Raw genomic sequence first — 25,621 nt, forward strand, 5'->3', positions numbered from 1 at the left:
GGTAATCTTAGAAAATAAAAAATCTAGGATTACCTAAGTAAGATAGGATAAGATTAATTTTTACGAAAGTACTCACAATGAGTAAAGTATTCGCAGAAAGAACTGCAACGACTAGAGGGGTTGCAAGGAAATTCTGATTCATAATATATTTCTGAAATGACTTTTTTGAGTTGTAGTAAGCAATAATCAATGACTTTTTTATCTAAATCTATAGAAACTTTATTATTAAAATTGAGATAATAGTAGCTAATAACTTTAGGAAAGGTATCTAGCTTATATTTTATTAGAAGTGAGTAGAGTGGGAGTTGCATATCATTATAAAGGTCCATAATAGGACTAAAAGAATTGCTTGTTTTATAGTCTAAAACCTCAATTTTATTATCTTCGTTAATATATACTCTATCAATTTTTCCACATAGAGTTAGATTCTTATTTATATTTCTATATATCATTTCTTCATTTAAAATAACAGCTCCTGAGTCTTTTCTATCATTGAAGTACTCTAAAAGCATATCTTGAGCTTTAACAAAATGAACTTTTTCATTTTCGAGTGAGTCATATCCTTCAGAAATCCAGTGCTTTTTTAAGAGAGAAGTCAAGCTTTTATAGCTTTGCAGCGGGGAAGGTAGATTGTTATACTCTGATAGTGTGTTATGAATTGTGGTTCCAAAACTTAAGTAATGGGATTTAATAAGGTTACATTTAATTTTATCAATATACTTATACTTAAATCTTTTTTTACAGTATTTAAACATATTTATACTTGTATTGCTTATAAATAGTTTTTGATTAAATATGTTTTTCACCTCCTATTGTAATTATAGACATATAAATCTGTATTTATTCATATAAATAAAAATTTTTACTAAAATGAATACAACTTATATTTTAACATTTATGAATATTGTGCATTTTAAAATTATGATATTTTTAGATAATTATTTATAGTAATAAGAAAAACAAAAGGTGCTCAATCTTAAGCACCTTTGTGTGAATGAAAGCTATTTTAATAATTCATTTAAAATAGTTACATATTCTGTTTTTTCCATTTCTTTTTTTATGTTTTGTATTTTCGGATTTACTATATTATCTTCTATATAAATATTATCTATATAAAAATTATGATTTGAATAAGAAGCTTTTTTACCCATTTTATTCAAGTCAATAACCAGTTGCTTTATCCTTGCTGGCCTTTCAATTTCTACATATTTTTTATAGTTATTATAGATATATTTGAAAACCGTTTTATATTTTGTATCGTTCATAATTGTATTATAAGTATCAACATGATTTTGTTTAGAATAGGTTAAGTATTTTAACGTAAAGAATGAAAATTCATAAAAAGCAGTTCCATCTAGAGAACCTATATAGTCAAACCATACTTCTTTTGAATGAGAACCTTCTAAAAAATATCCATAACAATCATAAACAGCTTTATCACCGTAGTAATAGGCCTCGAATTCATCAAGTAATCCGTAAATTCCTTTAGTATTCGAATCAAGTATAGAACCTGGAGATGCGTAAGACTGCCATCTATAGGGTTTTAAATTTTCAGGTAGATTTCCAGTTGCTTCTTCTGTTTTAAATATGCCATCACATGACTTGGGAGCAATATATAATTTGTTATCTATCAAATGTGATGAATTCTTAAAATCAGGATTCCAGAAATCATATAAACCCATACTTTGAAATCCGTGCATAGTTTCATGCACAGATGTATTAATAGAATAACTTATACTGTCATCCAACCAAAAATTTATTTCTTCTTCGATAGTTTGTTTTTGCTTTTTTGACGCTAAACCTAATATATAACTACTTGATGGACTATATTTGCCTATTGCATACACTACTTGCTGATACATAGTTGGTTTAGTGGGTAATGGAACATTAAATTTCATATCATAAGAGTCTTTCATTTTTGAGCCTTTAGAAGATTTTATGCTATCTAGAATTTTAATAGTATATGTACCAGTATCATATCCACTTGCTGGAGGCTTAATTTTTACCGTATTTCCACTTGTATCTAATGTAGTGTTAATGATATTTTTAAAAGCGTCTTCTATTATAATACTATTAGATAATGTATTTTTATCTACATCATTATTAAATTTTATAGTCCAAATTTTATTTGCAGTTCCCATTTTTTCTCCAAAGGTTTTAGTATTACCACTTGGATTTACAGTAGTATTAAAAGTATTTTCAACCACATCTTCTGATGAAGTGTTACTTGGAAATGTAGTCCCATTTATAGTCGTGTTAATCTTAATTACTAATCCATTATTTGTAGTTATTGTTTCTTCACCCAAACTCTTAGCAAAAGTTTGGTTAGAAACGTTTGATACAATAGCCAGTAAGCATATAAATAAATTAATCGTTTTTATTCTTTTATTCATAATGTTCCCTCCTCATTCATTCTTCTATATTATATTTGATTTAGCATTTATCTTCAAACAATTTATGGATTATAATCTATTATTTGTATTAAAAATGAAATTATTATGTTAACTCCTGATAAAATTAATCATAGCTGAAATATAATCATGGATTAATGGTAATGGAATAAGTCATACGGCAGGAAAGGTAGAACTATATTTAAGTTTGAAAAATAAGTTATTACTCCAAATATAATAAGGACATTTATGTATTATTTGTTGGGAATAATACATAAGTAACAGTAGAATAGAATGGAGGTGTTATTCCAATATGGGAGCCTGGGGATACGGAATATTTGATGATGATACTTCTTCTGATATTAGGGATGATTTTGAAGAATATATAGAAGATGGTTTATCTATTAATGAAGCAACTGAAAGAATTATAGAGGAGTACGAAGAAGTTATAGAAGATGAAGATGATAGTTCTACAGTATATTTAGCTCTAGCTTCGCTTCAAATGGAACACGGAGAATTAGAAGAAGAGGTTAAGAGCAAGGCATTAGACATTATTGACAGTGGAAAAGGACTTGAGATTTGGAAAGAAAGCGGAGAAAGTGAGTTAGAGGAAAGAAAAAAAGTTTTAAATGAATTAAAAACAAAAATACTTAAGTTTATATAAATGTATCTATTACCACCATTTATGTATCATTCATAGAGATTAAGTTCTATGAATGAAATAATATGATATTTTAGAGTATAATAAATTATTTAGGCTAGCTAGTACTAGAGATAAGGACTATGCTAGCCTGATTTTATTCAGAAATTTTATTAATAAATCTAAGTTCATATAAAATCTTATTACATATAGTATCCAGTTTGTCGGCATTGAAGCTTAGTTTTATTGCAGTGTTTATGTACTCATCAATAATAGTATTAATTTGATGAGATAAGGATTCAGGTATATTTTTAGATGTATTTAGCATGTCCTTTATTTGAGATGTATCTTTTGCTAATAAAGATATCAAGGATATATCAAGAGCAGAACATAATCTACTCATAAAGGAAAGATTAAATGAATCCGTCTTTGAATTCTCAATATTATTAATTAGACCAGCCGAAACTTCAAGTTTATCAGCCAACTCTTGAGTAGTGTATCCTAACCCCAATCTTTTTTCTCTTACTAATTTCCCAATTCTAATAATTAACTCTTCCATCATAAAACCCCTTACATAAATTAGTTATTTTAACTATTCAACATAACAGAGTAAAATCCTTTTTATGGAAAACTTTAAAGTTATATAAATCTTTTGGTACCATAAAAAGTTATAGTAAAGAGTTCTGATGAATAAAAGCAAGCAAAATACTTTGTATTATAGTAGAGTTGAGGTCATAGCCTTCTCGAACTATACTTTCGAGTTTTATAAGTGAATTAGCATCAACATATTTAGTGACTTTACTTAAAAGCTCTTTATTAATTTGAACCATAACCTGTTCATTATTGCCATTAATAAGTTCATTGAGGCTTTGGATTGTAGTTGATAATTTGTTTTTCTTTTTGGATTCATCTTCGTCTTGGGAATTGACATGTCTAGAAAATAATGTCCTAAAGCTTTCTAATTCTGATTGAAGATTCTTAATTGTATCCCTATAAGCATTAACCTCAGTTGCCATTTCCTCATAAAGCTGGGCTTTAGCATTGTCTATAATTATAGCTTCTCTTTCTACTATTGTAGTTTCAGAAATAACTTCTTTTTTTTCACTACTTGTATTTAAAATTTCTTTATTAGGATTTATATTATTTTTGTTATATGATTCTTCATTCTTGTTAGTTTTTTTCGGATTACTATTAGTGATAGTATCCTTTTCATTATTACTTATGATTGAGGAGTTAGTAGAGAGTTCTGTATTATCAGAAGCAGGACTAGAAACTTCTTCCAAAAAGATATTTTTATCTTTAAAGTGACTATCATCTAATCCATTAAGTATTCTAATATATTCCTCTACAGATTTTCTGCTAACCTTTGTATTGCTGTCTAAGTATTTCAATACAATCTTTCTAGACTCTGAAACTGATTTAGCATTTTTGACATCATCGACTATCCCATTTTCTTCACATAATTTTCTTAAGCCATCTAACTTTAAACAATTTGCCATAAAAACACCTTTCTTAAATATTACATTAAAGTATATAAGAAGATAGTATATTTATAGTACAAAAACTTTAATACTACATATATAAAAATACAAGAGGATTATCATAGGATAAAAGCACTAAGGAATAGACTTTGCTTTCATACATTCTATAAGTTAAAGTTTTATTATAGTCTTGCTCAAATTTTAGTTTTAATATAGTTATTTTATCTCCTCTTTAATATTAGCTATGTTTATAGCTAAGCATGTATAATACAAGGTTGTATAATTTTAAGTTATAATGTAAAATAAAAACACTTATGGTAAAATTATAGGGGGTAAGGGGGATTGTTATGATTAATAAGGATTATTGTGGATTAAAGTGGTATAAATGTGATTTTCATTTACATACTCCAGAGAGTGAGTGCTTTACTGATAAAACCATAACACCAGAACAGTGGATAGAGAAAGTAAAAGAATCAGGTTTAGATTGCATTGCAATAACAGACCATAATACGGGTAAATACATAGACAAGATTAAAGGCTTAGCTGAAGCTGAAGGTATAGTTATTTTTCCAGGTGTGGAGGTAACTTGCGGAGATGCTAAAGTACATATTTTAGTTTTATTTGACATTAATTGCAATTCGAATAAGATAAATCACTTTTTAATTAAATTAGATATCGATTATGAAAATTTTGCAAAACCTAGTGCACATACAATTAAAAGTATTAAAGAGGTTGCTGAAATAGCAAATAAGTTAGGTGGTATAGTAATTCCAGCACATATAGATGAGTTTAATGGCATATCACAGGCATCATTTGATATAAGAAAAGATTTTTTACAATTAGATTATATCTCAGCTGTACAAGTAGTAAACAGGGAATTGGCAGTTTCATCAGAGACAATCAATAAAGAAGCATTTAAAACAAGTTTATATAATACATATGGAAAAGAATTTAGTGATGAAGCCGTTAAGGATTTTATTACATGTACGAAACAGGCACTTGATGTGAATAAAGCACTATTGACATTTTCAGATAATCCAGAGAATGAATCAAGTAGTAAACATGGCGTTTGGGGCATAGGTCAAAAATACACATGGATTAAAATGAACTCATCTCCAAACTTAAATAGTTTAAGACAAGCATTACTATTAAACCAGTTAAGGGTAAAGAATTGTTTTGAATCACCTTATAAGCCCTATAAACTCCCTAGTCTTTGGATAAAAGGCATCAAATTTAATAATTCAGAAGTAACAGAAGGAGACAAGCTTGCAAGTATAAACTTTAGCCCTCAAATGACAACAATAATAGGGGGAAGAGGAAGTGGAAAATCCAGTATAATTAAATTTATTAAGGGAGTTATGAAGAATACAAGCGATGTTAAGGAATTAAATGAAAGTTTAAGAGAATTTAATGATTTTTTTAAATTATATGATAATAAACAACAAATTGGGGTCTTAAGAAAGGACACTTATATTGAACTAGAGGTTGTTAGAAATGATTTATTATATAAAATAGTAGCAACAGATTTTACTAAAGATAATCATAAACTTTCAATTGAGAAACTTAACGAAGAGACTGGAGTATATGAACCGGTGGATGATGAGGGTTTTTCAGAATTTTTTAAGTTTGATGTATATACTCAAAAACAGATTTATGAATTAGCTAAGAAACCAAATATTTTAAGAGAAAAAATAGACTACTCTTTAGATGAAGTAAATATATTAAAAAATCAATATGAAACAAAGAAAAAAGAGTATCTAGGACAATATATGAAAATAAAAAGAATTAATGATAGACTTAAGTTTAAGAATAAGTTAGAAACAGAATTAAAAGATATATCCCATCAGTTAACCTTATTTAATGAAAGTGGGATACAAGATAAAATAAAATGTTATCAAGCCTTTCAGAAAGAACAGAGTTATTTAAGTGGATATGGTGATAAAGTATTAAACAATATTGAAAGTTTAAACAATATTTTAACTAGTATAATTATGCCTGAATTGGATATAGACAGTAATATAAGAGAAGAATATAAAATTGAAATTGAAGAGATAACAGATAAAATTACAAGAACTTATAATGAAACAATAGAAAATATAAAGTTAAGCATAAATAATTACTATGAATCTATGAAATTAATTAAGCGAGTTGTTGAAAATAGTGTATGGTTAAGTCAAAAATCAGAAACTAATATAGACTTTCAAAGCACAATTAGTAAACTTAGAAATGATGGCATTGAAGTGGAAGGCATAAATTTAATGTTGCAAAAGCATGATGTAAAGCAGCAAGAGCTGAGTGAAATTAATAAATTAGACAGTGAGCTGATAAAAGAAAAAGAAACACTAGATATAATAAAGAAAGATTATATTGATTACAAAGAACAAACACATAAGGTAAGAAAGGACTTCCTAAAAGATTTATTGAAACAAACAACAATAAAGATGGAAGTATCAAAATTTAGAGATATAAACGATTTCGAACATAAGTTAAGGGCAGTATTACAAAAAGATATCGGTTTTGATGAAGACATAAAAACTATATGTGATATGTGTTTTAGCGGAGATATAGTAAAAAACATAAATAACCTATATGACGAATTTAATAGTATAAAAGCTGAAGAACCTATAGAGAGGTATACAGGAAAATTCAAGAATGTTATTAAAGCCTTAAATGATGAACAGATGGCAGAGATATCTTTATTAATACCTGAGGATAATATTATAGTAAAATATCAGCCTTCAGGTAATACAGAATACAAGTCTCTATCCAATGCATCAGCTGGACAAAAGACGTCAGCAATACTAACATTTATTCTATCTCATGGGGATATCCCACTAGTATTAGACCAACCAGAAGACGATTTAGATAACCATTTGATTTATGATTTGATTGTGGAAAGACTTAAAATATCAAAAGAGCAAAGGCAAATTATAGTCGTAACTCATAATGCTAATATACCTGTAAATGGAGATGCAGAACATGTGGTAGCTATGAATTCAGAAAGCAAGTATATTGAAGTGTATACAGAGGGATGTATAGAAGATTATGAAATAAAAGATGAAATATGTACCGTAATGGAAGGTGGAGAAGATGCGTTTATTATGCGTTCAAAAAGATATGGAATAGCCTAGATAAGTTACTGTTTTATTGGTTAAAGCAAAGACATTAAATAATTTTAAATTTTATTTGTATACAATAATTACATTGAGATAAGTCGGCAATTGGGCGGTTGTGGTATACCACAACCGCTCGATTGCCGACTTGTTTTTAAAATTTTAAATAGATTTACTTTGTTATAGGGTAAATGTATAAGTGTGTAAATTAAGCAATATATATAAATATGTTAAATTTATACTTAGTGAATTTATACAAATAAGGAGGGAAAGCGATGTTTGATAAAATAGATAAGTTTAGTTTTCATAATGCTATCTATAACTTAGTATGTCCATTCACCCAATGCAGATTTATTAGCTTAAACAAAGAAGAAAGAACGATTTATTATTATAATGCAACAGTTTTAATAGGAGATATTAATGAAAAGATTACTGATAGTTTAGTAGAAATTAGATTATCTCCTATTGAAGGTAATACTCCTATATATGTAAATTATATAGAGGAAGTAGCAACATCAATTAAAAATGGTTTATTGCCTATGTGCTTTTTAGATGAATCTATTAAATATATTAAAGAAGAACATATAAGATGGTTTGTATTGGCTCCATGTGAAAATGATTTGGATTTAGCGAGATATGATGAAGTTAAAATGAAATGGGATAAGAGAAACATGAGATATCAAGAGGCTTACTTTATAAATAATTGATTTAAAAAAACTAAATTTGGAGTAATTTTATTACTATGAAAGCTATTACAAAATAAAAATAATAATTGGTCTATATAATAAATATGATATTTAGAAGAGATAATTTAGTAGTAGCTGTGCAATAAGTTTATAGATATACATTAATTAATGTTATCTTAATAAATATTATAAATATATAGCTAATAACAAGAAAATATAAACTTAATATTTATATAGAAGGGTGATTTAGAATGGGAGGAAGAATACTAATTAGAAATGATTTAAATCGTAGTCCATTCAATAAAGCTTTGAATAGCTTAGTTCAATTAGAAGGAGAAGAATTAATACTATGTAGTGGTTACTTCAGTAAGCATATATTAGAATACAACAAGTGCGAATTACTCAATAACATTGAAAAAGGTTTCCAATGGAATGAAGGTTTACTTATACTGATAGGAGGAAAGATTAGTTCAACAGCTTGCACGCATGGTAATTATAAATACGATAAGTGTGAAGCGTGCAAATTACAAGAATTTTATGATGTATTAGCACGTTTACATAATTTTAATATTAAAGTTAAGGGTTATAGAAATGACTCCTATCATTCAAAAATTGCAATTAAAGTAAGGGATAAAAATCCAATTGCAATGATAATAGGGAGTAGTAACTTAAGTGGTAATGCATATTTACTGGACAAGCACAAAAATAAGAGTAGTTATAAACCTAATTTTGAGTGTGATGTTTTGATATGGAATGATAAAGGACAGAAGATTTATGATATAAATAGTTATAATGTAACCGAATCCTATGGATTAAATATTTTAGAAAATGATTTGTTAAAAAATAAGTTTGATACAATGGATGAAATTAGTTGTGATAAAGTTGATTCGGATTTCTTAGAGCATGAAGATAGAATAATGAGGTACTGGTATCATAAGATAAAAGGGATAATTAATAATGATTCAACAAGAGAACTAGGTTAATTGATAAGATAAAGATTAAAACATATAACAACTTCACGATTGTTGACTAAAAATCTATGCAAACAGAGGTCTGTAATTTTTCTTATTATTTATATACGCTTTAATAAAATCAGCAATTTTGAATATGTATGTATTAGTTATAGTATTTTTCTAGGATATGATTAAAAGGTAGGGAGTAAAGGTAAACTATTATACTCAATAGAGAGATTATTAGAGAGGTTATAGAATCGAGTATAAATGAGAACCATCTTCCGGTGCCTATAGTTAATATGGCGAAGAGAAGAAGCTATCCCGATTAAGAAAGGAATTGTTAATTTTAAAGAGAATGTAATTGGAGATAGATATCATTTAAATTTTGACGTAGTGTAAGGCATATTTCTTACTTTTATATATAAAAATTCACTACTGTAACTTAAGTTATCCATATATATTTATATAATAATAGAGGCTTTTTTAAGCCTCTATATAGCTTTATTCTTTGGAGACTTTTGTTCCAAAATACTCATCATATTTAAAATATCATTTGTGTCTACTAATTCTATATTTTTACCACAAACATAATCATAAACACCAGGAGTAAAACCCGAAACAGATGCTAGTATAGATTTATTAACCCTAAAATAATTCATTGAATCAGATAGTTTTTTCGCAACAGACGGGGAGATTCTAACTCTATGAGCTTTGCATTGAACAATAATTATATCATGTTCTTTTTCTAAAATTATATCTACACCTTTATCTCCACTTCTCTTAGTTAAGACTGTTCTATATCCAAGTAAATTGTATAATTCTGCTAAAGCATATTCAAATCCAAATCCATCAAGTGAGTGCCAATAACCCCTAGTGTCTTTGCCTTTCCAATATTTGTAGTTAATAATATCTTTCTTATATTTATTATAAGCAATATGTGATTGGGTCTGTGGCATCTTTTTATTTACTATCAGTAGAAATACTATCATAGATGGCAGAATAGAGATGGATGCAAAAACTAAAGATTTATGAATGTTGTTTGTCTGGTGTAATCCAATTAAAAAGGTTGACGCAATCATGAGTATAAAAGTCAGTATAGCTTTAACATTTTTCATTGTCTCCAATCTATTGTCAACCGAACTTAGCTTCTCCTCAATATTTTCGTCTATACCATAGTCTTTTCTATTTGGAGGTATTTTAATATATGGCTTTGCTACTACCACCTCTCGTTCTATTTGTCTTAATTTATTTTTAGCTCGTTTAAATTCTATAAAATTCATATTACCCCTTACTTAACATTGTTTACATATACATGTTATGAATTGAATTAATCAACTATTCCAAATTCACACTTTGATAATTAGTTCTTCAAGTATACACAATCACTCAATTGGTAACTTAATTTTATATAAATTATATCAATTCTTAGCAATATACTTTTTCTATGTAACTTAAATAGCTAATAAAAAATTCTTAAGTATAACTATTCTTTTACTAAAACTATGAAAATTTATTTAATAGTGTAAAGGAAATAAATTTCAAATGTAGAATGGTAACTCTATAAACATATAAGACATAATTAAAAGGTGCTTATTCGAGTTTGTTTTAATTATATTATCTCGGAGGTAAAAATGGATAAAAGTAAAATGATTTTTATGCCCATTAATTTCAATAATAATAAGCTTGAGAATCACATAAGGCAATTAATAAACAAGCATAACGAAAGAATATACATGAATGATATTATAAATATAGAATCTATATATTTAGAAGATTCTTCAATTAATTCATTGGAAGGGTTAAATTACTTAGTAAACTTGAGAGAGTTATCAATTATAAATAGTTGCATAAAAGATATTAAAGAAATCAGTAATTTAATTAATTTAACATCATTAATACTTTCCCAAAGCAAAATAGCAGATATCTCCCCAGTAATACATCTTAAATCATTGAAATTTTTAGACTTATCACGAAATGAGATAAAAGATATAAGCCCTCTTAAACATCTTAAAGAATTAGAATGTTTGTATTTATATGACAATAAGATTAGTGATATTTCTGACTTGCAGCACTTAAAAAATTTAAAAGAACTTTGCATAGGTACAAATAACATTAAGAGCATAGACGCTTTATCAACCTTAACAAATCTAGAAGTTTTAGAACTTAATAATAATTGCATATCAAATATAAGTGCATTAACAAAACTAACAAAGCTAACTTCTTTACACATTAATGATAATAATATAGTAGATAGTCTACCTTTAGGTTTTATATCAAGTAACTTACAAATACTTGTTAAAGATGATATTAGAGAACAACTTGTTGAAAAAAATATAATGTTTAGACAGTTTATAAGTGAGGCGCCTTTGCCAATGACACATTTTATTGGACTTGAAATAACTCATAGTAATTTTGGTGAAGGTATAATTGAAAATATATCTCTTGAAGAAGATAGGATAGAAATTAGATTTAATAACGGTAAATTTAAAACTTTTAAAACTAAATCTATTGGTGAACATCTAATAATTCAGCATCTAGAGAAGATTAATGGTTTTATTGAATATTATAAGGTAAACAAAGAGATGAATGAAAAAAACATGCATATTGAAAGTCTAAAAAATAAGTATTATCTTGAAAACTTACAGAGGAATGACAGTGAATATGATACTATTATATCAGTTTTAGAAAGGTTTGACGAAGGACTTCCAGTAATAGAAACGGAAATTAATCTTTTTATCAGCAATACAAATAAAGCAATTGAGGCATTGGGTTATTATATGCAATATTATTATCTTAAGAAGGAGTGGAGCATTTCTAGAGCAAGTAGAATATATAGAAATCTTGGTATTCCTAAATTAGCTATTTCAGTTACAAATTGCTACTCCAGATTAAAAGATATGGGGGCAAAATCAGCATCATTAGTTACTAGAGGTGCTGCTTTAAAAGATATTGGTGAGTTGGGGGATGCGGAAGCTTGTGCTAAAACAGCACTAAGCTTAAATGAAAAGTCTCATTATCCATATAACTTACTTGGCTCTATATATTATTTAAATGGGTATCCAAATAAAGCTGAAGAGTACTTTAATAAAGCCCTAGAGCTTGGGCAGAATTATGAAATATATGTATCAGAGGTTATAAACTCATATAATCATGCAACAAGAGATACTAAGGAGTTAATTTTAAAATATTTAAAATTCAATAAACAAGATATTTATAAAAGAATCATTAATAACGAGAATTAACAAGTAATATAAATAAACTTAAGAGAGTACAAGTATGTTAATGTTAAGAAAGTCTGCTTATACTCTCTATACTTTTAGCTTTTAAGCTCAATAAAATGGATTTGGTGATTCGGATTCTAATTCTTTCACTTTTTTGTCTAATGTCTTAAGGTCCCCAGCTATATATATTAGGCATTCTTCTATTCTTTCAATTTTCTCTAATATTTCTTCTAAATTAGTATTCAAGTTAATTCCTCCTAAGTTTATTATTTATAAGTACTTTTATATTTTTATTAATTATATTAATTTGAAGCTGATTGGGACTTATAGTGTAATACTTAAGTTTCATAAGATACATATCGAGCTTGCTAACTTTGCTCCAAAATATAGATATAGGTAGGCCTAGTATATAGAGCTTCTCTTTTATAGAGAAAGAGTTTTTGTTTCTTGATTCAAAATAGCTATCATCTACAATGAATATATATTCCATGTTATTAAATTCGATAACTACAGGTTCCAGTATATCTAAATCTATAAGTAGATAGTGTTTTTGTGGACTCGTTTTATTTAGCATTTAATACCTCCATAATTTTTTTATATTGCATCCTAGTAGGATATTTTAGTTTTTTTTCGAACTTACCAATATCTGCGGGGCTCATATTTAATTTTTTAGCAAAAGACTTTTGGTCTAAACAATGTATTACTCTATAGTTCAAGATAAGGGAATTGTAGTTAGAAAAGACAAACCTATAATAGTCATCAAATAGTAAGAATATATCTATTTTGAACTCTTTAGATATAATGGGTAATTTATTTGGTTTAAGATATTCTTCATCAAAGTCATCAATAGAAATATATTTTAAGAGAAGTATACCTCTATCTTTTATTTCCTCTTTGGCAAAGCCTAAGGATACTAGTTTTCCTTCAAATTGCTTTGCCAAGTAGCGTAGAATCAGTTCTTTATAGTAATTAATTTTTAAAGTAAAGTGGGTAGCAGTTTTGTGAAGAGAGCAGATGTATTCTTGAGGGAGATGGAAAAGTACCTTCCAAAGATGTATAGAAGCTTAATGGAAGTTTACAAGGATGTTGGTACAGAAAAAGAAGAAGAGACAACTAAAGAACAGTATAATCTTATAGAAGGCATATCTGTTGACTTTGGGATAATGCAAAAGACAAGAAAAGCATATGTAGTTAAAAGTGAATTTGAATGGGATGATATTGGAAGCTTCTCCGCTATGTGTAGATTCTTAGGTAGTCATAGAGGAAATAGCATTGTTGGAAATGCCTTTATGGAGCAAAGTGAAAACTGTTATGTTTTTGGAAAGGAAAAATTAATAATAGGATTTGGAGTAAAGGATCTTATTATAGTAGATGCAGGAGATGTACTCCTTGTTATGGATAAGAATAAAGATCAAGAGATAAAACATTTAGTAAATGTTATACAGGAACAAGAAGATTATGATAAGTATTTGTAACCTTGATTTTGGGGTCAGGATACAACTTCCTTTAGAGAGAGTTGCTATCCTGGCCTTATTTTATTTAACTTTAACAATAATTAAATGGAAGAAATATCTTCTAGTTAGACAATGGGGGTGATGATATTATTAGGACATAATAAGTGTATATTCTGCACTACCAGTTGTTGTTGAAGCACTTATGTTTGCATAATTGGTTAGGTCGTTGTTTGACGCTTTTTTAACCTATTCTGAATTGATTCATAGTACATCTTCCATTACATAAAAATAGACAAAATGAAAGAGACTAGTGCTAGTCCCTATTTTGCCTTTAAATATTGTTCAGTTATATTAATTTTGATATTTGTACATAGATAGTTTAACTGCTTAATTACACCTTCTAATATTATATCATTCTGTATAAATTCTTTCTCTATTCTTTCAATAATCTGTTCAAACGTCTTCGCATATTGATTTGCATCTAATTCCATAACTTCTTCAACATGACTTTTATACATTATTACTTCTTCTCCTCTTCACCTCTTGTCTCCATCATATATACGTAATATTATAAAAATATGGAGGGGTGTTTATGAACAGTATTAATCTATTGTAAAATCACCCTAATACCTCAATAGTTTCAATAGTTCTTTCCGCTTTTTCAATATTATTTAATGATAATGATTGTTGCATTTTCAAGTCTTTTTCTTGTTTTTCCACATCTAATTCAACTTCTATAATTGTATTATCTTTAATAATGTATTTACAATATGGGGAAATTTCAAATATTTTTTTGCTAGTTTATTAGTGTCATTAATAATACTACGAGACTCTTTCCAGGGGTATATAGTTCTAATATAGTATTTTAAAATTCTTCAGTACTAATTGTGAATAATACCAAGATGTAACCTATAAGTACCAATAGGCTGAGGCATAGATTAATTAAAGCAACTGAATTGATAGATGATTTAAGCATATCTGAACTGTATGTTAATGGTAATACATATGACAGTAGTTGCACGAAAACTGGTAAATTCTCAATGGGGACAATAATCCATAAAGAAACACAATAGGAAAAATAATAAAGATACGTTTGCCCTGGCAGCAATTCATGTTACAATTGAAATAATTCTTAAAAAGAAGTATAATCAAAATAAATAATTATAAAAAGACACCGGGAGCTTGAAAAAGGCTGAGAGTACGATTATTCGTAGACCGTTGAACCTGTTGGGTAATGCCAGCGTAGGAATGTGTTCTGTTTTTTAACACTTTGTTCGTGCAAAGTGTTTTATTTTTTATGAAAGGAAATTTATTATTATGAGTGAACGTGAAGTATCTAAGTATGTTTATGATTTTATAAATCAGGGTCAAGCTTCAGAGGAGCAGTTTAACGAACAAGCTTTATATTTATTCGATTATCAATATAAGCATAATCTTTCTTACCAAAAGTACTGTTTACAGAAGGGTAAAACTCCACGGGTGGTGAAAAATTGGAGAGAGATCCCCCCAGTACCTATTAATGCTTTTAAAGAACTTTCTTTAAGTTGTATAGATCCTAAGGAAGCTGAAAGGATTTTCATGACAAGTGGTACAACACAGGGGATTCAGGGAAAACACTATCACCCAAATTTACAGGTGTATGACCTGTCAATGAAGCTGAATTTTAAAGAACGCTTTATGAAGAATAATGAGAAGATAGAGATGGGGATTCTCTTTCCTACAGAAGAAAAGATGCCAAATTCATCTCTGGCTCACTACCTAGCCCTTGCCCTTCAAGAATTTGGTGCGGGAGATAGTTGCTATTATATTGTAGACGAAGGCTTAATGGTAAGAGAACTCATAGAGAAATTGGAACATATTGAAAAGGTAGGAGAACCTTATGCACTATTAGGTGCCAGCTTTAGTTTTGTACATTTGTTAGATGAGCTGGAAAAGACAAGAAAAGTCTTTAATCTACCTAATAGAAGCAGGATTCTTGATACAGGTGGTTTCAAAAATAAATCTAGAGATATAGAATTGAATGAATTTTATAATCGTCTTTCTCGTTATTTAGGGATTGATAGGAAAGATTGTATCAACATGTATGGTATGACGGAGCTAAGCACTCAATTTTATGATGATGGTAATGATGTAGTTCCTTCCGTTAAGTCCGGACCTCATTGGATAAAGACACGGGTTATTAATCCTATAACAGGACAAGATGCACCTAAAGGGGAACAAGGTCTTCTTGTACACTGTGATTTGGCTAATTTTAATTCCGTGACCACTATCCTTACTGAAGATATTGGAATTGAAGTAGAAAATGGCTTTCTTCTCTTAGGTAGGGCCAAAGGGTCAGAAGCGAAAGGTTGTTCACTGGCAGTTGAGGAATTTATTCAAGCAAGAAAGGGAAACAACATATGAAACAAGTTGCAGGATACATACCACCTGGATTTGAAGAAGAAATAGAATGGCAAACTCTAAATTTCAAAAATAACAAGGATACACTGGAAGTTAGTGTACCTATACTTTCAAGGGAACAGGTTTCCACTTTGGTAGCAAGGATTAAAAAGAATAGCAGAGATGTACTTAAATCTTTTACGGTTAACCAGATTATTCATATCATTGATGAAGCCATAGCTAAGTTTTTGTCTCGAAGTTCACCATATAGGAAGAAAGCAGAAAGACTGCTGCCCATTATCACTGGGTATGATGAAGAGATCATCCGTTTAGGTCTTACTTCTTATTTTAAAACCTTTCGTAAGCCACAGTTGCAGCGATTCTTAGTAGAAGATTTTACAAATCCCATGCTTTTAGATGAGTTTCAACCTAGGCCCAAAGGCGGATTTTCAAAGGCATTAGGACATGATTTAATAGTTCATGTCTGGGCGGGAAATGTACCGGCTCTACCTTTATGGAGTCTAATATCTGGCCTTTTAGTTAAATCCGGTAGCATCGGCAAAGTTTCAAGTGATGAACCCCTATTTGCTGGTTTATTTGTTGAAGCATTGATAGAGGTAGAGCCTAGACTTGCAGATTGTATGGCTATAATCTGGTGGAAAGGTGGAGACCAAGAACGAGAATCCTGTTTATTCAGACAGGCGGATGTGATAGTTGGTTATGGAAGTAACCAAACCTTAGCTTCGCTTCGCAACAAGATTCCTATTACAACCCGTTTTCTTTCTTTTGGTCATAAGATAAGCTTCGGATTGATATCAAAAGCGAGTTTAGATCCGCGCAAAGCTGTTCAAACTGCTTATGATGCTGCAAGGGATATAGCTAGATATGATCAACAAGGCTGTTATTCACCTCATTTTTTCTTTGTGCAAAAGGGGGGAAGTGTTTCGACCTCAGAATTTGCCAGATATGTTGCTCACGAATTGGCCTGTTTTGAAAAAAGGTATCCTCGCAGGACATTAACCCTGGAAGAGATGACAGCTAATGTTGCTTGGCGCAATAGAGAAGAGCTTAGTGCCTTTCATGAATCAACAAAGGAAGTAATGAGTGATTCACTAAATAACTGGACAGTTGTATATGAGGAAAATTGTAAGGAAATAACACCGAGTTCTTTGAATAGAGTTGTGAAAATTATAGCTGTTGATGAGTTAGAAGAGATAATAGGATATATAGAACCCTTCCGCCAGCTGCTCCAAACAGTAGGTATTGCAGCAACGCCTAAGGAACTTTTCAATATTTCAGACTTATTAGCTAACGTAGGAGTTAATCGTATAACGGCACTAGGAAATATGACTTCTCCTGAATCCGGATGGCATCATGACGGACGGTTTAATTTGCTAGACTTAGTCAATATGGTAGATATAGAACATAGTGCTGAGGAGTATTCAGAAAAATTTGCTCCTTACGTTGATTAGGAGGTAATGACTTGAGCTTCTTGAAACTAGACCATATTTATTATCGATATAAGGGGTTGGATTTTGCAATTAAAGACACTTCCTGGCAAATTAAAGAAGGGGATTTTCACACTCTATTAGGTAGAAGTGGATGTGGTAAGACTACCCTATTGAAGCTTGCAGCAGGTCTTTTGAAACCAGATCAGGGCAAGATATATCTGCAGGATGAAGAAGTGTTAAAGCCTTCAGCTCAGATTGGCTATGTTTTTCAGTCACCTACTCTCTTAGAATGGAAAACGGTCCTTGAAAATATTCTTCTGCCCATTTCAATTCAAAGAAAGCCTAGAAAGGAAGATGTGGAGTATGCTAAAGAGCTGCTTCAATTAGTGGGGATTAGCTTCCAGAAGGAGAAATATCCCACGGAGTTATCTGGCGGTCAGCAAAGTAGGGTGGCTGTTGCACGAGCTCTTATGCAAAAACCTAGTATGTTATTTTTAGATGAGCCTTTTGCAGCATTAGATGCCATTACTCGAGAAGAACTACAGGATGACTTGTTAAAGCTTTGCAAAATGCACAGAACAACGGTGCTTTTTATAACTCATGATATTACTGAAGCTGTTTACTTATCCGACCGGATAGCCATAATGGTAGATGGTCAGATTAGCTATGATATTAAAGTAGATATGCCAGAGAAACGTAGTTATGAGATGAGATATGAACCGTATTTTAATGATTTATGCTTACGCATTCGACAGTCAATCAATGGAGGGCAAAATGAAAAGGGTTGAATATTATTCTGCTTTACTTTTAGTCTTTTTACTAATTATCTGGGAAATAGTAGCACGGCCAATGTCGGAACTCGTCCTTCCAACTCCTACAGTGATTCTTTTAGAATTATGGGATGGCCTTAAAAGTGGATATTTTTTACCGCATATCCTTCGAACCAGCATTGAGGTAATATTAGGGCTGCTTATTGGCTGTTCAATGGGATTGATTCTTGGAATACTGATGGGAGAGATCAATTTTTTAAGAAAACTATTATACCCTTATGTGATTGCAAGCCAAGCAGTTCCTAAATTAGCTTTAGCTCCGCTATTTATTTTGTGGTTTGGATTTGGTATGACTTCTAAAGTTGTGATTACCGCATTAATTTGCTTTTTCCCTCTTCTAGAAAACACAGTAACAGCTGTTCAGTTTACAGATTCAGGCAAGAAGGATTTATTTTACATATTAGGAGCCACACGGTTACAAACTCTTATTCGTTTAAAAATACCTGCTGGATTGCCTGCAATTATGGCAGGCTTTCGGGTAGCAGTTGTATTGGCTGTGGTTGGAGCCGTAGTCGGTGAGTTTATAGGAGGAAACGTTGGGTTGGGTGCAATGGTTATTGCCTCTCAAAGCATGATGGATACACCACTGATGTTTTCAGTACTTATACTGCTCACCATTATGGGTTCCACTTTATACCAAGGAGTAAATCTTATTGAAAAAATATTATTAAAACCATATATGAAAGGAAGAAAAAAATGAAGATTAAGTATTTATTAGGAAGCATATTACTCATAGGAAGCATGTTTATAAGCGGTTGTTCTGCCGCTGATAAGGGGGAAAGCTCTAAGCAAGAGCTGAAGAAGATTGAAGAGATAAGGGTTGCTAGCTGGAGTAAACCTATAACGGAACAAATCAATCTTCTAGTGGATGAAGAAAAAGGTTTCTATAAAGATAAGGGAATAAAGATTTCCTTCATCCCTGGTGCAGGCGGTGGAGATGCTATCAAAAATATTCTTTCTGGCCAAGCAGATATTGCTTTTACGGATCCAGGTTCTTTATATGCAGCTTTAGATAAAGGAGAAAAATTAGTAGCTATATATAGTATTTATCCTCAGAATGTATTTAATGTAGTTTCTTTAAAAGAAAAGAATATTACTAAGCCGGAAGATCTAAAGGGTAAAAAGATCGGAGTATATAGTCTATCCAGCGGAACACGTCAGAATTTACTCTTGCTTTTACACCAGGTGGGACTTACAGAAAAAGACGTAACTATAGTTGAAACCGGTCTTTTAAATTTTGCCCCTCTAATGCAAGGACAAGTAGATGCAACAGCGGCTACAGACACGGGCTTAGAGATAGGTAAACAAAAAGGATTAGGTGAGGTGAATGTTATGGAGGTTAAGGACTACATAAATCTGCCTAGTGACGTATATGTTGTAACGGAAAAAACTTACCAGGAGAAAAAGGAAGTTATTAAAAGGTTTTTAGAAGGATATCAAAACAGTACTCAGTGGATGATTGATAACCCTAAGGAAGCAGCTTCTTTAGCGGTGAAATATGCAATAGACGGTAAGGACGAAGCTAATAACTTAAAAGTTGTTAACTTAAGGAATATTTCAAGCCTTTCTTCCGATCAATCAAAGAAGATCCTTGGTGCACTTGAGCTGGAAATACTACAAAAGGGTGCAGATGCTTATCAAAGTGTTGGGCTTATTAGTAAGAAATTAGATATGTCCCAAGTAGTGATTGATGAGCTCATACCTAAGAAATAAAAGGAGGTTGGAGTCCTAAATGATTTTTAAGGATAAGATTATTCTTGTTACAGGATCAAGCAGAGGCATAGGGGCAGAAATTGCAAAATCTTTTGCAAAAGAAGGGGCTTTTGTAATAGTTAATTATCTGCAAAACAAAGAGGCAGCAGAGCAAGTAGTTAATTCTTGTAAAGATCTTGGCGGTGACGCCTGGTCCATTCAAGCAGATGTAACCTGCAATAATGCCGTTAGGGATATGGTTGAAGAGATTCTGTTAGAAGTAGGGAAAATTGATGTTTTAGTTAATAATGCATTTAAACAATATGTGTTTAATCCTGATAAGCGAAAACTTGCCTGGGAACTAGACTGGGAGGATTATCAGGGTCAAATAGATGGTGCTTTACGTTCAACGCATAATGTTTGTCAGGCTGTTCTTCCCAACATGAAAAAGAGGAGTCAGGGAAGTATTATTAATATCGTTACCAATCTAGTAGCAAGGCCCATCGTTCCTTACCATGAATACACTACAGCTAAATCAGCTCTTGTAGGGTATAGTCGTAATCTGGCAGCAGATTTAGGTCAGTTTGGTATACGGGTTAATTGTGTTGCACCAGGTTTAGTATACCCCACAGATGCAAGTAGGGAAACGAAAGAAGAAGTAAAAGAAATGATTATTGCCCAAACTCCCCTTAGAAGAATCGCTTGTCCTGAGGACATAGCTGGTCCTGTTCTGTTTTTAGCTTCAGATTGGAGCCGCTTTATGACTGGGCAGACCTTGTATGTAGATGGTGGTTTGATTATGGGGTAAGAGACCAAATCCTCCAGGAGCTGTATTTTATACATAGAAAAATATTTCAGTAATTTTCTATTGATATAATTAATAACTAGTATGATGAGAACGACTCTCATACTAGTTATTTTTATGTGCTCCCACTAGATTTAATTCTTCAAGCATAATAATCTACTCATAAGGGAAGGATTTACTAGTGAATAAATTATATATAAATTACGGCATCGTGATAGAAAAATTGAAATATAGAAGGAGAATTGGTACTAGATGTAGTATATTAATAGTATCAGTTTTTATTATTATAGTAGTTATTTCTATTCTATTTATAGTAACTGTTGATGTACATATTGAACACATTGATTTATATGAGGATAAGGAGTATTCTAAAGGGATATTAATTTTTAAAATAAAATTTTTTAATAAAAAATAAAATTAGAAAGAGGGAAATTAAAATGAATTATATTATAATCACTGGTGCATCAAAAGGATTAGGAGAAGCTTTAACTCAAAAATTAATGAACAAAGATAACCATCTAATCTGTATCTCAAGAACTAAAAACAATACTTTAATTGAAGAAGCAGCAAAAAATGATGTAAAACTAGACTATATTGAGTATGATTTAAATGATACAAATGGAGCAGAGGCTTTAGCTGAAAAAATATTCTCTAATATAGATACAACTAATGCTAAAGCTATCTATATGATTAATAACGCAGGTGTTGTTGATCCGATTAAATTAGTAGAAAAAGTTGAAACTAATGAAATACAAAAAAGTGTTAATGTTAATCTAATTTCACCTATGGTATTAACTATAGCATTCTTAAGAAAGACAAATGACCTTAAAATAGAAAAAAGAATAATAAATATTTCTTCAGCGGCTGCTAAAAGTCCATATCCAGGATGGGGATGTTACTGCACATCTAAAGCTGCATTAGATATGTTTACGCAATGTGTAGGAGCTGAGCAAAATGAATTAGAGTTCCCAACTAAGATATTATCTTTTGCTCCAGGAGTTGTAGATACAGAAATGCAAGTGCAAATTAGATCTTCTAAGAAAGAGGATTTCCCATTAATAAATACATTTGTAGGATTGAAAGAAAAAGGACGTCTTTTACAACCAGCATATGTTGCTGAAAAGGTTACAGATATTTTATTTGCTGAAGATTTTAAAAACGGTGGTATACTTGATATTTATAAATTATAAGAGGAAACAAATATTTAGAGGGCAGGATACAACTTTCTTTAGAGATAGTTTGTATCCTGGCCTTATTTCATTTAACTTTAACAATGGTTAAATGGAATGATGATATTATTAGGGCATAAATTAACAATACATACTTTAATTTATCTAGACAACTAAAATAAAAGATAGCATTTCTGTTTCATATCATTGCAAGCACTTATCATTTTCTTTGGCTAGTAGTCTGTAAAGTCATATTCTCTTTTGTCATCATCTCTTTTCCCCAATTAAAAATAGCTTCCAATGCAGGTGCAAGTTGTAAGCAGTTATCTGTTAATGAATATTCTACTCGGGGTGGAATCTGGTTTAATTCAACTCTATTCGCAAGCCCATTTTCTTCCAAAGCTTGTAGTGATCTTGTAAGCATAATATTCGTAATCCCTACTAGATTTCTTTTAAGTTCATTATAACGCATAGTTTTATTTTGATATAATTTCCATAATATTGGTAGTCTCCATTTTCCACCGATAATTTCCATAGAATATATCATCACGCAATTTCTCGCATTAATAGCGTCTTGTTCTTTATTATCTGACATAAAATCCTCCTGTTTAAGGCACAAAAATGTGCTTACTTGTATATTTGTTCCCTAGTATTTATACTAATTATAACACTAAATATATTAAAAGAAAAAGGAGAAATGAGCTTTAAATTAGGAGGACTGACTAATGAAAACAAAAGCATTAAAATCGGCATTTCCAAATACCATTCCCATTTTGATGGGATATTTATTTATAGGAATGGTATTTGGAATACTACTAAGAAGTAAGGGATATAATTTTTGGTGGGCAATACTGATGAGTAGCTGTATTTATGCAGGTTCTATGCAGTTTGTAGCAATTAACCTTTTAACAAGTGGCTTTAATATTGTAGCTGTAGTGGTTATGACTTTTATGATTAATGCTCGTCATTTGTTTTATGGATTATCTATGCTCGATAAGTTTAAGTATATGGGGAAGAAAAAGTTTTACATGATTTTCTCTCTTACAGATGAAACTTTCTCATTGCTTACCTCAGCAGAGCCACCGCAAGATGTAAATAAAAATTGGTTCTATTTCTTCATCGCTTTGCTAGACCATTTTTATTGGATAATAGGTTCATTAATTGGTGCAATTATAGGTTCAGTATGGTCTTTTAATACCAAGGGGATTGATTTTGTTATGACGGCTTTATTTGTAGTAATATTCGTGGAACAGTGGAAGTCAAATAAAAATAATATTCCAGCATTTATAGGGATTTGTGCGTCATTATTATGTCTTATTATTTTTGGAAGTAGTAATTTTATTATACCATCAATGATCTTAATTTTAATTACTTTAACAGCATTTAGAAAACCAATAGAAATGAGGAACGATGTATGGTATTAACAGTGCAGCAATCTTTGATTATAATTATACTAATAGCTTTTATAACATTTTTAACTAGAGTAATTCCATTTATATTATTTCCAGCTAATAAGGAAACTCCTAAATACATAGTATACTTAGGTAGTGTACTACCATATGCAATTATTGGAATGTTGGTTATTTATTGTGTAAAAGAAGTTTCTGTTTCTACTTTTCCTTTTGGATTGCCTGAATTTATAGTAATTATTGCTATTGTAATTATTCATATATGGAAGAGAAATACACTACTTAGTATTGGTGGTGGTACGGTATTTTATATGTTACTTGCTCAGTTTATATTTATTTGAATTAGTGTATATTGTGAGAATATTATTTCCGCTACTTCACAATCTTATAATAAAGCATCGTACCAGTATTAAATTGGAAACTAGCTTATTTCAATAGTAATCATATTTTATGAATGAAGGATTATTATGTACATGTCGTTATATGATTGTGAGCTAGGAACAAATAAATATTCGTATAAATAAAAATAGCCCTAGGAAATCTCCTTGGGCTTTATCGTTAGGTAATGGAAAATAACATGGTATCTAAATTATTAACAAGTTAAGGGTCAATTATACATATATGGAGTATAAAAGTAGAAATAAAATAATAAAAGATATTACTCTTTATATAAAAAATCATTCATATTTTCAAGAAAAAAGGAAAGTTTTATAGAATTATATGATAATATTTTATCAATATAAAGCTAAGATATAAGATTTAGATAAGTAAAAAAAATTTTAAATTGTTAGGTAGGAGAAATATTGATGAGACAGTATATTCATGTTTTAGTGAAATTTTTATCAGTCAATGAATATAGAACAAATAATATTCTAATGTTATGGCACCATAGTAAAATATGATAATCTAAACACAATCTTAGGAGGATAAAAAGTTATGCCTATTAAATCAGTTATAAAAAAGATATTTCATGCTAGACAAGTGAAAACAAATAAAGATAACCTTGCAAATATTAAAGGTTATATAAAGCAAGAATTAAATAAAAAGGGTTTTAAAAATAATCAGATAGAGATAGATTTTTCGAGTATTTGTACGGAGGAAGAAGTAATAAAAGTTGCAGATGAATTAGGATTCAATTTGGAAAGAGGAGATAAGGAAGGAGTATGGTGGCTATTCCGGTAGTCAGTATATATGTTTTTTATAGAATTATTAGAAGTACTAATTTTTCATCATGGAGTAGAATGAGGAAACCCCAAATTGAAATATTGTAGAAAATATAACTAAATAATTGCGAATACTAACTAAATATAATAGAATAACATTCATTAAACTATAGTTATTATAATAATAACTTTGACATATAAATAACGATGTTTTTTATTAAAACATTCAAAGAAAAATTAAATATAGCATTTAAATAAAGTCTAATATATAATGAATAGAGCATAGAAATAAGGTAATTTGAAATATATATATTTTTAGAATTACACCTATAGCGAATAAGACTGAAGAAACACTAGTTATAATTTTCATTGTTCGTGTTTGAATAATGTTTTGTTCGTTATATCTTTAAAAAAAAATGAACTTTCAAAAAGTATTACTAATGTATTAATTGTGGATCTTTCGTAAATACTAATTATAGTGCTAAATGTCTACTATAAATGAAAGGGTAATCGATAACAATATCAGCGATTAAGAAATATTTGGTATTTTTGGGAGCTTTAATTTTTTTTAAAAGTAGTGTAGAATAGTAAAGGTAAATTAGAGTTTAAATTCTAATATATTTAAACCTAATTATTGAACTATAATGCTTATGTAAAATTTTAAAGTTTATAAATTTTTACATAAGATGAATTAAAATCTATACTAGGGATATATTTATTACCTAAGTTATAAAAAAAAATAATATATGGCACTAAAAAAATTATATAAATCATTGAAACATTTA

26 protein-coding genes, 1 pseudogene and 1 riboswitch are annotated in these 25,621 nt (G+C 29.8%); of the genes and pseudogenes, 17 read left to right on the forward strand and 10 right to left on the reverse strand.

The features are described 5' to 3' along the window. Window positions 1-53: 53 nt before the first annotated feature. Both ACX0KU_RS07020 and ACX0KU_RS07025 read right to left on the reverse strand, forming a co-directional pair. A complete protein-coding gene (locus ACX0KU_RS07020; RefSeq protein ID WP_472992160.1) occupies window positions 54-806 on the reverse strand; it encodes a RecB family exonuclease in 753 nt (250 codons plus the stop codon). A gap of 195 nt (window positions 807-1,001) precedes the next feature. Continuing rightward, a complete protein-coding gene (locus ACX0KU_RS07025; protein WP_472992161.1) occupies window positions 1,002-2,393 on the reverse strand; it encodes an Ig-like domain-containing domain in 1,392 nt (463 codons plus the stop codon). 310 nt (window positions 2,394-2,703) lie between these two features. Between ACX0KU_RS07025 and ACX0KU_RS07030 the strand changes: the two genes are divergently transcribed. Further along, window positions 2,704-3,054: a DUF4259 domain-containing protein gene (locus ACX0KU_RS07030; protein WP_472992162.1), complete on the forward strand. Its 351-nt coding sequence runs from the start codon at window positions 2,704-2,706 to the stop codon at window positions 3,052-3,054. Window positions 3,055-3,187: 133 nt separating this feature from the next. On the opposite strand, the gene ACX0KU_RS07035 is transcribed toward ACX0KU_RS07030, so the two are convergent. Together ACX0KU_RS07035 and ACX0KU_RS07040 are read right to left on the reverse strand one after the other, a co-directional pair. Beyond that, window positions 3,188-3,589 carry a helix-turn-helix domain-containing protein gene (locus tag ACX0KU_RS07035; protein WP_472992163.1) on the reverse strand — a complete coding sequence of 134 codons (402 nt, stop codon included), beginning with the start codon at window positions 3,587-3,589 and terminating at the stop codon, window positions 3,188-3,190. 109 nt (window positions 3,590-3,698) lie between these two features. After that, a complete protein-coding gene (locus tag ACX0KU_RS07040; RefSeq protein ID WP_472992164.1) occupies window positions 3,699-4,529 on the reverse strand; it encodes a hypothetical protein in 831 nt (276 codons plus the stop codon). 329 nt (window positions 4,530-4,858) lie between these two features. Here ACX0KU_RS07040 and ACX0KU_RS07045 point away from each other — a divergent pair, with 329 nt between their 5' ends. The 3 genes from ACX0KU_RS07045 (at window position 4,859) to ACX0KU_RS07055 (ending at window position 9,293) form a co-directional block, all read left to right on the forward strand. After that, the gene (locus tag ACX0KU_RS07045; protein ID WP_472992165.1) at window positions 4,859-7,642 is read left to right on the forward strand and encodes a TrlF family AAA-like ATPase; all 2,784 of its coding nucleotides are present in this window, start codon (window positions 4,859-4,861) and stop codon (window positions 7,640-7,642) included. A 257-nt stretch (window positions 7,643-7,899) separates the two neighbouring features. Next, the gene (locus tag ACX0KU_RS07050; protein ID WP_472992166.1) at window positions 7,900-8,331 is read left to right on the forward strand and encodes a hypothetical protein; all 432 of its coding nucleotides are present in this window, start codon (window positions 7,900-7,902) and stop codon (window positions 8,329-8,331) included. A 230-nt stretch (window positions 8,332-8,561) separates the two neighbouring features. Continuing rightward, complete coding sequence (locus tag ACX0KU_RS07055) at window positions 8,562-9,293, forward strand: restriction endonuclease PLD domain-containing protein (RefSeq protein WP_472992167.1); 732 nt, start codon at window positions 8,562-8,564, stop codon at window positions 9,291-9,293. Window positions 9,294-9,754: 461 nt separating this feature from the next. Here ACX0KU_RS07055 and ACX0KU_RS07060 read toward each other — a convergent pair whose 3' ends face one another. Further along, on the reverse strand, window positions 9,755-10,543 hold the full coding sequence (locus ACX0KU_RS07060) for a restriction endonuclease (protein ID WP_472992168.1): 789 nt from the start codon (window positions 10,541-10,543) through the stop codon (window positions 9,755-9,757). Between the two features lie 351 nt (window positions 10,544-10,894). Here ACX0KU_RS07060 and ACX0KU_RS07065 point away from each other — a divergent pair, with 351 nt between their 5' ends. After that, window positions 10,895-12,505, forward strand: coding sequence for a leucine-rich repeat domain-containing protein (locus ACX0KU_RS07065; RefSeq protein WP_472992169.1), 1,611 nt, complete (start codon window positions 10,895-10,897; stop codon window positions 12,503-12,505). 87 nt (window positions 12,506-12,592) lie between these two features. Here ACX0KU_RS07065 and ACX0KU_RS07070 read toward each other — a convergent pair whose 3' ends face one another. From ACX0KU_RS07070 to ACX0KU_RS07080, 3 genes are read right to left on the reverse strand one after another with little or no spacing between them, the layout of a single operon-like run. Next, window positions 12,593-12,730, reverse strand: a complete 138-nt coding sequence (locus ACX0KU_RS07070) for a hypothetical protein (RefSeq protein WP_472992170.1) — start codon at window positions 12,728-12,730, stop codon at window positions 12,593-12,595. Between the two features lies 1 nt (window position 12,731). Beyond that, window positions 12,732-13,058 carry a hypothetical protein gene (locus ACX0KU_RS07075; protein ID WP_472992171.1) on the reverse strand — a complete coding sequence of 109 codons (327 nt, stop codon included), beginning with the start codon at window positions 13,056-13,058 and terminating at the stop codon, window positions 12,732-12,734. Then, the gene (locus tag ACX0KU_RS07080; RefSeq protein ID WP_472992173.1) at window positions 13,048-13,425 is read right to left on the reverse strand and encodes a helix-turn-helix domain-containing protein; all 378 of its coding nucleotides are present in this window, start codon (window positions 13,423-13,425) and stop codon (window positions 13,048-13,050) included. The genes ACX0KU_RS07075 and ACX0KU_RS07080 overlap by 11 nt, the downstream gene beginning before the upstream one ends. Window positions 13,426-13,482: 57 nt before the next feature. Between ACX0KU_RS07080 and ACX0KU_RS07085 the strand changes: the two are divergent. Then, window positions 13,483-13,959: pseudogene (locus ACX0KU_RS07085) on the forward strand (mannose-1-phosphate guanylyltransferase); the annotation flags it as partial. 299 nt (window positions 13,960-14,258) lie between these two features. Here the strand turns inward: ACX0KU_RS07085 and ACX0KU_RS07090 are convergent. After that, window positions 14,259-14,456: a hypothetical protein gene (locus ACX0KU_RS07090; protein WP_472992175.1), complete on the reverse strand. Its 198-nt coding sequence runs from the start codon at window positions 14,454-14,456 to the stop codon at window positions 14,259-14,261. A 646-nt stretch (window positions 14,457-15,102) separates the two neighbouring features. Next, a riboswitch (TPP riboswitch) is annotated at window positions 15,103-15,204 on the forward strand. A gap of 51 nt (window positions 15,205-15,255) precedes the next feature. On the opposite strand from ACX0KU_RS07090, the gene ACX0KU_RS07095 reads away from it, so the two are divergent. The 8 genes from ACX0KU_RS07095 (at window position 15,256) to ACX0KU_RS07130 (ending at window position 22,285) form a co-directional block, all read left to right on the forward strand. After that, entirely contained in the window at window positions 15,256-16,341 is a 1,086-nt protein-coding gene (locus tag ACX0KU_RS07095; protein ID WP_472992176.1) for a LuxE/PaaK family acyltransferase, read from the forward strand. Continuing rightward, window positions 16,338-17,789 carry an acyl-CoA reductase gene (locus ACX0KU_RS07100; protein ID WP_472992177.1) on the forward strand — a complete coding sequence of 484 codons (1,452 nt, stop codon included), beginning with the start codon at window positions 16,338-16,340 and terminating at the stop codon, window positions 17,787-17,789. Before ACX0KU_RS07095 ends, ACX0KU_RS07100 begins: the two co-directional genes overlap by 4 nt. Window positions 17,790-17,800: 11 nt before the next feature. Further along, window positions 17,801-18,556, forward strand: a complete 756-nt coding sequence (locus tag ACX0KU_RS07105; RefSeq protein ID WP_472992178.1) for an ABC transporter ATP-binding protein — start codon at window positions 17,801-17,803, stop codon at window positions 18,554-18,556. Beyond that, a complete protein-coding gene (locus ACX0KU_RS07110) occupies window positions 18,543-19,298 on the forward strand; it encodes an ABC transporter permease (RefSeq protein WP_472992179.1) in 756 nt (251 codons plus the stop codon). The genes ACX0KU_RS07105 and ACX0KU_RS07110 overlap by 14 nt, the downstream gene beginning before the upstream one ends. Then, window positions 19,295-20,311 (forward strand): ABC transporter substrate-binding protein, encoded by a 1,017-nt coding sequence (locus tag ACX0KU_RS07115; protein ID WP_472992180.1) that lies wholly within the window; start codon window positions 19,295-19,297, stop codon window positions 20,309-20,311. The genes ACX0KU_RS07110 and ACX0KU_RS07115 overlap by 4 nt, the downstream gene beginning before the upstream one ends. A 19-nt stretch (window positions 20,312-20,330) precedes the next feature. Continuing rightward, on the forward strand, window positions 20,331-21,098 hold the full coding sequence (locus ACX0KU_RS07120) for a 3-oxoacyl-ACP reductase (RefSeq protein WP_472992181.1): 768 nt from the start codon (window positions 20,331-20,333) through the stop codon (window positions 21,096-21,098). A gap of 178 nt (window positions 21,099-21,276) precedes the next feature. Beyond that, window positions 21,277-21,510 (forward strand): hypothetical protein, encoded by a 234-nt coding sequence (locus ACX0KU_RS07125; protein WP_472992184.1) that lies wholly within the window; start codon window positions 21,277-21,279, stop codon window positions 21,508-21,510. Window positions 21,511-21,532: 22 nt separating this feature from the next. Further along, on the forward strand, window positions 21,533-22,285 hold the full coding sequence (locus ACX0KU_RS07130) for a (S)-benzoin forming benzil reductase (protein WP_472992185.1): 753 nt from the start codon (window positions 21,533-21,535) through the stop codon (window positions 22,283-22,285). A 199-nt stretch (window positions 22,286-22,484) separates the two neighbouring features. Here ACX0KU_RS07130 and ACX0KU_RS07135 read toward each other — a convergent pair whose 3' ends face one another. After that, window positions 22,485-22,859, reverse strand: a complete 375-nt coding sequence (locus ACX0KU_RS07135) for a winged helix-turn-helix transcriptional regulator (protein WP_472992186.1) — start codon at window positions 22,857-22,859, stop codon at window positions 22,485-22,487. A gap of 130 nt (window positions 22,860-22,989) precedes the next feature. Here ACX0KU_RS07135 and ACX0KU_RS07140 point away from each other — a divergent pair, with 130 nt between their 5' ends. The 3 genes from ACX0KU_RS07140 to ACX0KU_RS07150 all read left to right on the forward strand — a co-directional run bounded on the left by ACX0KU_RS07140 (window position 22,990) and on the right by ACX0KU_RS07150 (window position 24,855). Next, window positions 22,990-23,688, forward strand: coding sequence for an AzlC family ABC transporter permease (locus ACX0KU_RS07140; protein WP_472992187.1), 699 nt, complete (start codon window positions 22,990-22,992; stop codon window positions 23,686-23,688). Beyond that, window positions 23,679-24,014: a branched-chain amino acid transporter permease gene (locus tag ACX0KU_RS07145; protein ID WP_472992188.1), complete on the forward strand. Its 336-nt coding sequence runs from the start codon at window positions 23,679-23,681 to the stop codon at window positions 24,012-24,014. The genes ACX0KU_RS07140 and ACX0KU_RS07145 overlap by 10 nt, the downstream gene beginning before the upstream one ends. Window positions 24,015-24,609: 595 nt before the next feature. Further along, entirely contained in the window at window positions 24,610-24,855 is a 246-nt protein-coding gene (locus tag ACX0KU_RS07150; protein ID WP_472992189.1) for a hypothetical protein, read from the forward strand. Window positions 24,856-25,621: the final 766 nt, after the last annotated feature.

The organism is Clostridium sp. X (assembly GCF_055755365.1).

Bases quoted from the DNA above. Each gene is read 5' to 3' on its own strand.
- ACX0KU_RS07130 (WP_472992185.1), top strand. From the start codon at position 21,533: ATGAATTATATTATAATCACTGGTGCATCAAAAGGATTAGGAGAAGCT.
- ACX0KU_RS07025 (WP_472992161.1), bottom strand. From the start codon at position 2,393: ATGAATAAAAGAATAAAAACGATTAATTTATTTATATGCTTACTGGCT.
- ACX0KU_RS07095 (WP_472992176.1), top strand. From the start codon at position 15,256: ATGAGTGAACGTGAAGTATCTAAGTATGTTTATGATTTTATAAATCAG.
- ACX0KU_RS07120 (WP_472992181.1), top strand. From the start codon at position 20,331: ATGATTTTTAAGGATAAGATTATTCTTGTTACAGGATCAAGCAGAGGC.
- ACX0KU_RS07110 (WP_472992179.1), top strand. From the start codon at position 18,543: ATGAAAAGGGTTGAATATTATTCTGCTTTACTTTTAGTCTTTTTACTA.
- ACX0KU_RS07075 (WP_472992171.1), bottom strand. From the start codon at position 13,058: ATGCTAAATAAAACGAGTCCACAAAAACACTATCTACTTATAGATTTA.
- ACX0KU_RS07140 (WP_472992187.1), top strand. From the start codon at position 22,990: ATGAAAACAAAAGCATTAAAATCGGCATTTCCAAATACCATTCCCATT.
- ACX0KU_RS07030 (WP_472992162.1), top strand. From the start codon at position 2,704: ATGGGAGCCTGGGGATACGGAATATTTGATGATGATACTTCTTCTGAT.
- ACX0KU_RS07115 (WP_472992180.1), top strand. From the start codon at position 19,295: ATGAAGATTAAGTATTTATTAGGAAGCATATTACTCATAGGAAGCATG.
- ACX0KU_RS07040 (WP_472992164.1), bottom strand. From the start codon at position 4,529: ATGGCAAATTGTTTAAAGTTAGATGGCTTAAGAAAATTATGTGAAGAA.
- ACX0KU_RS07065 (WP_472992169.1), top strand. From the start codon at position 10,895: ATGGATAAAAGTAAAATGATTTTTATGCCCATTAATTTCAATAATAAT.
- ACX0KU_RS07050 (WP_472992166.1), top strand. From the start codon at position 7,900: ATGTTTGATAAAATAGATAAGTTTAGTTTTCATAATGCTATCTATAAC.
- ACX0KU_RS07150 (WP_472992189.1), top strand. From the start codon at position 24,610: ATGCCTATTAAATCAGTTATAAAAAAGATATTTCATGCTAGACAAGTG.
- ACX0KU_RS07035 (WP_472992163.1), bottom strand. From the start codon at position 3,589: ATGGAAGAGTTAATTATTAGAATTGGGAAATTAGTAAGAGAAAAAAGA.
- ACX0KU_RS07135 (WP_472992186.1), bottom strand. From the start codon at position 22,859: ATGTCAGATAATAAAGAACAAGACGCTATTAATGCGAGAAATTGCGTG.
- ACX0KU_RS07045 (WP_472992165.1), top strand. From the start codon at position 4,859: ATGATTAATAAGGATTATTGTGGATTAAAGTGGTATAAATGTGATTTT.
- ACX0KU_RS07060 (WP_472992168.1), bottom strand. From the start codon at position 10,543: ATGAATTTTATAGAATTTAAACGAGCTAAAAATAAATTAAGACAAATA.
- ACX0KU_RS07145 (WP_472992188.1), top strand. From the start codon at position 23,679: ATGGTATTAACAGTGCAGCAATCTTTGATTATAATTATACTAATAGCT.
- ACX0KU_RS07090 (WP_472992175.1), bottom strand. From the start codon at position 14,456: ATGTATAAAAGTCATGTTGAAGAAGTTATGGAATTAGATGCAAATCAA.
- ACX0KU_RS07055 (WP_472992167.1), top strand. From the start codon at position 8,562: ATGGGAGGAAGAATACTAATTAGAAATGATTTAAATCGTAGTCCATTC.
- ACX0KU_RS07100 (WP_472992177.1), top strand. From the start codon at position 16,338: ATGAAACAAGTTGCAGGATACATACCACCTGGATTTGAAGAAGAAATA.